Annotated in this window: 8 protein-coding genes; 7 read left to right on the plus strand and 1 reads right to left on the minus strand. The window is 61.7% G+C overall.

The window, feature by feature from the left end:
• Positions 1-248: 248 nt before the first annotated feature.
• Genes R2855_19565 through R2855_19575 form a run of 3 tightly spaced genes read left to right on the plus strand, consistent with a single transcriptional unit; the run spans position 249 to position 2418 of the window.
• A complete protein-coding gene (locus R2855_19565) occupies positions 249-1286 on the plus strand; it encodes a PHP domain-containing protein (GenBank protein ID MEZ4533202.1) in 1038 nt (345 codons plus the stop codon).
• Complete coding sequence (locus R2855_19570; protein MEZ4533203.1) at positions 1283-1909, plus strand: MBL fold metallo-hydrolase; 627 nt, start codon at positions 1283-1285, stop codon at positions 1907-1909. Before R2855_19565 ends, R2855_19570 begins: the two co-directional genes overlap by 4 nt.
• A 2-nt stretch (positions 1910-1911) precedes the next feature.
• Positions 1912-2418 carry a DinB family protein gene (locus R2855_19575; protein MEZ4533204.1) on the plus strand — a complete coding sequence of 169 codons (507 nt, stop codon included), beginning with the start codon at positions 1912-1914 and terminating at the stop codon, positions 2416-2418.
• Between the two features lie 7 nt (positions 2419-2425).
• Here R2855_19575 and R2855_19580 read toward each other — a convergent pair whose 3' ends face one another.
• Positions 2426-3106 (minus strand): hypothetical protein, encoded by a 681-nt coding sequence (locus tag R2855_19580; protein ID MEZ4533205.1) that lies wholly within the window; start codon positions 3104-3106, stop codon positions 2426-2428.
• 111 nt (positions 3107-3217) lie between these two features.
• On the opposite strand from R2855_19580, the gene R2855_19585 reads away from it, so the two are divergent.
• The 4 genes from R2855_19585 to R2855_19600 all read left to right on the plus strand — a co-directional run.
• Entirely contained in the window at positions 3218-4132 is a 915-nt protein-coding gene (locus R2855_19585; protein ID MEZ4533206.1) for an ABC transporter ATP-binding protein, read from the plus strand.
• 5 nt (positions 4133-4137) lie between these two features.
• Positions 4138-4950: an ABC transporter permease subunit gene (locus R2855_19590; protein ID MEZ4533207.1), complete on the plus strand. Its 813-nt coding sequence runs from the start codon at positions 4138-4140 to the stop codon at positions 4948-4950.
• 146 nt (positions 4951-5096) lie between these two features.
• Entirely contained in the window at positions 5097-6668 is a 1572-nt protein-coding gene (locus R2855_19595) for an ABC transporter substrate-binding protein (GenBank protein ID MEZ4533208.1), read from the plus strand.
• A gap of 62 nt (positions 6669-6730) precedes the next feature.
• A partial coding sequence (locus tag R2855_19600; protein MEZ4533209.1) for an ABC transporter permease occupies positions 6731-7175 on the plus strand: 445 nt, incomplete at its 3' end.

Here is a 7175-nt window from a genome sequence, read left to right on the forward strand (position 1 = left end):
GCGTCGAGCTCGTCCGGGACGATGCCACGCACGTCGTACGCCTTGAAGATCGTTGCCTGATCGAATGCCATCGTTTCATTGCCCTCGTGGTGGTCGCTCGAACTCTGATGAGCCGATGGTGACACGTCGATGAAGTTGAGTCCAGTTTCCCGTGCCCAGAGTTACCGCGAGTTCACGCGCACACAGGCATTCCCTACTACACTCTGGAGACTGGACTCTGGACACTGGACCCATTTCAAAGGCACTCGATGACCACTACTTCCAATGGACATGCCGCGCCAACCGAGCGGATCGCCATTCCAGCGCGCGCGCCCGTGGATCTCCATCTGCATACCCTGGCAAGCGATGGAGCATGGACGCCTTCGGCGTTGATCGACCATCTGGCCCAGCGAGGCTTTCGCGTGGCGGCGATTTGCGATCACGATACGCAGCGGTCTGTTGTGCAAGCGATCGAGCTGGGCAAGCTTCGCGGCGTGCACGTGATCCCTGGTGTGGAGGTCACCTGCGGCTGGAACGGCCGTCAGCTCCATATTCTCTGCTACGGGATTCGACCCGATCGGACCGACCCGGACGCGCAGCCATTTTTGAAGTTGATGCACACGATCGATCTCCAACTCCAGGAGAACGCGGCCGATGCCGCCCGCCGGATCGAAGCTGATGGCAAGCCGCTTCCCAATCTCGAGCAGGTGCGTGCAGGGCGACCGCTCTGGCCATTTCATGTGCTCAGCGCTGCGATCGAGATGCAGCATGTGCCGAACCTCACCAAGGCCGCGGAGCTGGTGGTCGCGCTTGGAGGCGCCTTCACCGCCGATCTGCCGTTGACCGATGTCGTCGAAGCAGCGCACCGAGCCGGCGGCGTCTGTTCGATCGCGCATCCAGGCCGCGCGGACGCGGTCGGCATCGTTTCGGAAGAGGACATCGATCGAATCGTTGCGGAAACGGGGATGGACGGCCTGGAAGCGCACTACCGCTCGTATACCGATCAGCAGACAGCCCTCTACCGAAGGTTGGCAGACGAGCGTGGGATGTTCATCTCAGCGGGATCTGACTCGCACGCGCTTCATCGCCCGGTCAACCCTCGTCCGTGGCACGCCATCTGGGCGAAAGACCTGCTGGAACGGCTCGGTGTCGAGCTGGCGCCGCTTCCTGACGGTGAGCCGGTCTGGATCGCCGGGATGGACCCGGAAGCGTCTCTTCCGGCGCCGGTTCCTCCGCCGCCTACGCCCGATCCCGAACCGATGGAAACCGAGGCGAGTATTGCCGCCGAACTTGGAGAAACCCGATGACCCTACACGTCGAGACGTTTGCCGGTGGGCCGATCGACACCAATGCCTATCTCGTGTTCGATGACAAGTCGAAGCAGATTCTGATCATCGACGCTCCGATGGATGTCGACCAACTGCTCGACGACCGGGTGTCGGAGCTGGGCGGAGAGGTCGTGTTGGTCGTCCTGACGCATGCCCATTGGGATCACATCGGAACGACGAATCAACTGCACGATCGGTTTTCCGCGCCGGTGGCCGCGCATCCGTTGACCGAAGACCGGCTGAAAAGCCCCGGCAGCCCCGATCTCCCGTTCGAACTCGAGGCGGTCATTCCCGACCGGTGGCTCCACGAGGGCGATCTGGTCCCCCTTGGAGCGCATGAATTCACGGTCTTGCACCTGCCGGGCCACGATCCCGGTCACATCGCGCTCTATTCCGAACCCGACCGATTGCTGCTCAGCGGGGACGTGCTTTTCCCCAACGGGCATGGGCGAATCGATATTCCGGGCGCATCCGGGGTCGACATGTCGGCGTCGCTGAAGCGGCTGGCGGCGATGCCCGGCGATGTCGTGGTGTATCCCGGTCACGGGTTGCCCACGACCATCGGCGCAGAGTCGTGGCTCGACCAATTCAAGGGAGTCTGAATATGACCAATCCGATGCTACCGGCCACGATGGCCATGTTGCAGAAACTGGTGGCGGAGATCTTCGAGCAACTGGACGGTATTCCCGAAGACGACTTGAACACCTGGCTTCCCCGCGACGGAATGCGTGATGTGAACACGTTCTTCGCGCTGGCGACTCATACGGTCGGCGCGGGCGAGTTCTGGATTCTCGAGGCCGCAGGTGGGCGTAACATGGACCGCAATCGCAGGGCGGAGTTCGCATCGACAGGTTCGCTCGCTCAGCTACGGGAGCGGTACGATCGATGGCTCGAAGGCTCAGAAGAGGTCTTTTTCACCATCGACGACGAAGATCTGGCGTCGATCTACTATCGGCCAGCAACCCCTGAGCGCGGCATGTCCGAAGCCCGTCGCACCCGCGCAGAATGCATCGCTCACGCGCTCGAGCACACCGCGGTGCACTTGGGTCATTTGCAGTTGCAGCGACAGCTTTGGGACGCGGAACGCGCCGAAACGATCGCTCCTGCATGACGCCTCGCTAGTCCTGCTGTTCTTCGTCGGCCTGGCGTTGGTCCTCACGATCACGGGCCATGAGGTACATGAAGATCATCAACAGTGCCACTGGCGCGATGATGACGCAGGTGACAAAAGCGAGAAATCCGCCCTGGCCGGAGTCGCCTTGCATCAGGAGATAGGTCGCCAGGCCACCGAGTACGATCAGCAACCCAAGGGCCGCCAGCGCGCCGATTGGGGAGACACATCCGCGTGCGTTCAGGTTCGGGTCCGGCGTGTCCGGGTCGAGCAGATGCGGATCGGCGTTCTGTAGCGCTGCGACTTCGTTCAGCCTGATGTAGCCGAGCCGCCCATTACGGAGCCGGATGCGCACATAGTCGTCGGGAGCGTCGGGGTCGTCGTTGATATCCAGCTCGGACCCGGGCGGCACGATGTCGATGATGCGGGAGGCGGCGTCCGGCCGCTCGAACACACGCAATCCCTCAGTGGCGTGAAAGGCATCCACCAGGGTGGTGCCGCACGCGGCGCAATAGAAATTGGTCGAGGGGTTGAGCGCGCCGCACATACCGCAGAAGATGAGCGGTCCGCGGTCGGTGTCCTCGATACCGCTCATTCCACTCGGATTGGGAATGTCGATGCGGTCTTGTTTGGCAGTCCCGGCCGGGTCGGATTCCGGAACCTTCCACTTGTCCTTTTCGCTGCGCACCGCCGCTCCTGCCCAAGTCCGAACGCTCGGGGTTGCTTATACCACATGGACCGATCGCCGCCAGACCATGCCATTGGGCTCTGACGTCCGGCGAAATGCTACGCTCACCGGATGAGCAGCTCCGGAACCGGCCCCGCCATCGAGACCACGGGACTCACCAAGACCTATTCCGGAGTCGACGCTCTCTCAGACCTTTCCCTGACCGTGCAGCGTGGCGCCCTCTATGGCTTTCTTGGCCCAAACGGCGCGGGAAAGACGACTACGATTCGGCTCCTGATGGGATTCATCAAGCCGACGCGTGGTTCGAGCCGCATGTTCGGGCACGACACCTGGACCGATGGCGTGCGAGCCCGGTCGCATGTTGGCTATCTGGTGCAATCCGATTCGCTCTTCCCCGAGCTCACCGGAGCAGACCAACTTGCGTTCGCTGCCAGGCTTTCGGGTTCCGACGCGCCGCTTCAACGGCGACTGCTCGATCTGCTCGAGCTGTCGAAAGCAGCATTGGGTCGTCCCCTCAAAACCTATTCCAAGGGCATGCGCCAGAAGCTGGCGCTCATCGCCGCGACCCAGCACGATCCTGAACTGCTGATCCTGGACGAGCCGACCGACGGGCTCGACCCGCTGATCCAGCGCGCGTTCGAAGCGCACCTACTCGATTGTCACGCCGCGGGACGCACCATCTTCATGTCCTCCCATGACCTGGGCGAGGTCGATCGGCTCTGCGAGCGCGTGGCTATCGTGCGGGAAGGGCGATTGGTGCAAGAGGAATCGATCGAAGGTCTGCGCGCGCAGCACCGACGACGGGCTGAGATTCTGCTGGCGCGGCCACTCGATGCATCTGTGGTCATCCCTGGGGCCGAAGTGATCTCTCGCAACGGCCGGGCGCTGTCCCTGCTCGTGGATCACGATCCAAACGAGCTGCTGGCGTTCCTGGGCCAATGGCAAGTGGAGTCGGTCACCATCGCGCCGCCAAGCCTGAACGACATCTTCGCCGGATTCTACGGGTCAGGTCCGGGTCCACGGTGAGAACGGTGCTGACGCTGGCGGGGCAGTTGATCCGCAGGTCGCGGGGCGGCTTGATCGCTCTCACGATCGGGTTGTTCGTGTTCGAGTACATCCAACCAGTCGCGATCGACGCCTTTGGCAATCTCGATCAGCTCGTTTCCATCATGGATTTGGTACCGAAACCCTTCCTGGCGTTGCTGAACGTCACGCCAGAGGTCGTCGAACAGGTCGGGTTGCCGGGATTTCTGGCGCTCGGGTTTACCCATCCCGTCTATCACCTGCTCGTCTCGGCAGTGGTGATCTGGATCGCGGCGCGTGGTTTGGCGGGAGAGATGGAGAGCGGGCAGGTGCAGGTTTCGCTGTCGCGGCCCGTCTCCCGGAGACAGTTCTATTTCGCCCGGGTGCTGACAGTGGTGCTGATTGCCCTGTGGGTTTCCATTGTGGCGTCGCTGGGGAACATCGCCGGTATTCTCATCGCCAAGCCTGATGGAACGATGGACAATCGCCACTTTGTCGCGCAGGTTGGAACCTCGTTCCTTCTGGCGCTCGCGATTGCCGGGGTGGCGCTGCTGGTTTCCGCGCGTGCCGACCGCATGGGGCAGGCGGTGGGCTGGGCGGCTGGTTTTCTGATCGTCTCGTATGTGATCGACTACTTTTCTACCCTTTGGAACTTCCTGAAGCCGCTGCAGCCGCTTTCGATCTTCGACTACTACGATCCGCCGACCGCATTGGCGCACGGCACGATCCCGACGACGAACCTGCTCGTCTTGCTTGGTCTTGCGATCCTGGCGTCGATTGCCGGACTCCTTGTGTTCGAGCGGCGCGATCTTCCGAACTAGCGCGAACTGGATATCGCGTTGACAGTCACGGCGCTTGGTGTAACGATTCGTAAAGGCATTTGTGATTTCGTACAACGCTCCGCGACGAGCGCAATCAGCATGCGAACGAGCCGGAAACTGCAGGCTCGTTCACGGAGGAACGACCAATGACCGATCACGCACGTACGTTGATGCAGGATTTCTTCACTGGGCGGATCGACCGGCGGCAACTGCTGGTTCGAGCGGCCGCGGCTGGAGTGAGCGTGGGCGCGCTTGGCGCCGTCGCCGCGTCTCCGGCTGTTGCATTGCGCGCTGCCGCCCAGGACGTCGCGCCCTCGGGCGATCTCGTGATCGCGGCCGGAGGCGATATCGACACTCTGGATCCGCAAGTGAGCCAACTGCTGCTCTACGGTGACATGATGCGCCGTCCGGTGTTCAGCACACTGGTGACCTATGCCGACGATCTCACCTATGTGGGTGATCTGGCGGCGTCATGGGAGAACCCGGACGATACAACCTACGTCTTCACCCTGGTAGAGGGAGCGACCTATCACGACGGCACACCTGTGACCGCGGCAGATGTCGAATTCTCGTTTGGTCGTGTGGTCGAGAAAGAGACGGTTTGGTCGAGCCGGCTGACCAACGTCGCATCGTATGAGGTCATCGACGATCAGACCATCAGCATCAAACTCTCCGCGGTGCAGGCAGATTTCCTCGACGGGTTGACCCAGATCGCGATCATTTCCGAAGCGATTGCTGCCGATATCGAGAACACCCCAATCGGCTCCGGACCATTCAAGTTCGTCGAATGGGTGCCGAACGATCACATCTCGCTCGAAGCCTATGACGGCTACTATGGCGAAGGCCCGGGCGTCGCGACATTGCGCTTCAACATCCTGCCCGACCCGCAGGTTTCCATCACGAACCTGAAATCGGGCGATGTCCAGGGAGTGCTGAACATTCCGGTGACGCAATCGACCGCGCTGGAAGGCGATGACAGCGTGGTGGTCATCAATGTACCCACCAGCAGCATTCCGCTTTTCGAGATGCTGGGCAAAAACCACGAAACCATCCGCACCAATGCCCGCGTTCGCCAGGCGCTCGCCATGTGCCTCGACAAGAACGCGGTGCAGCAGGTGGTCTATGCCGGCGGAGGCGCGCCGAAATGGACCTTCGTCGGGATGGACAGTTGGGCGTATGCCGATGTGCCTGGGTATGACTATGATCCCGCCGCCGCCAAGGCCATTCTCGAGGAGGAAGGCGCGGCCGACCTGGAGTTCACCGTGCTTGGCATTCAGGGCTACCCGGAAGGTGAGCAGGCGGCGACCATTTGGCAGGCTGGACTGGCCGAGGCTGGTGTCAAGCTCAACATCGAAATCCAGGAACTTTCGGTCTGGCTCGATAACTACCTCAACCATACCTACGATGTCATCTGGAACGTCTTCCCAGGGTTTGCCGATCCGAACTACTTCGTCAGTCTCGGTCTGCAACCGCATCTGACCGACGGCTGGACCAACGAGGAAGCGGCTGCACTGGCGGTGAGCGCGAACGAGACGCTCGATCTCGATGAGCGCAAGGAGCAATATGCCCGCTTGCAGCAGCTCTTCGTCGAAGATCTGCCGATCATGGTCATCCAGGAGACGCCGAAGGTCTCGGTGACCGCGCCCAATGTTTCGAATTGGGGAATCAACTCGCTGAGCTGGGTGCTGCTCAACGACACCACCATCAGCGAGGGATAGGAAACGCCCTCACTGCGCGGCGCCGTCCGGGTTGACGGCGCCGCGCACGTTCCCGGAGTTGCATGGCCCGCTTTGCCGCCAGTCGAATCCTGCAGGCCATCCCGACGATGATCATCGTTTCGATGCTTGTCTTTGGACTCATTCGCATGGCGCCGGGCGACCCGGCCGCTATGCAAATGGGGCGGGAAGCCGCCAAACCCGAGAACCTCCCCAAGCTCGAAGCGCTGCGTGAGGAGATGGGACTGACCAAACCAATCCCGGTGCAGTACCTGTACTGGATACAGGATCTCGCGCAAGGCGATTTCGGCAATTCGCTCAAGAACAAGCGGCCGACCATCGATCTCTTCATGCAGAAGTTGCCAGCCACGCTGGAACTCGTGATCGGCGCGACCATCTTCGCGTTGCTCCTGGCAGTGCCGCTCGGAGTCTTGGCGGCAATCAAACGCGGATCCCTGATCGACCGGGCGGCCATGGGCTTTGTCAGCGCTGGATTGGCTGTGCCGGGTT

It is taken from the genome of Thermomicrobiales bacterium, assembly GCA_041390825.1.
GTDB lineage: Bacteria > Chloroflexota > Chloroflexia > Thermomicrobiales > UBA6265 > JAMLHN01.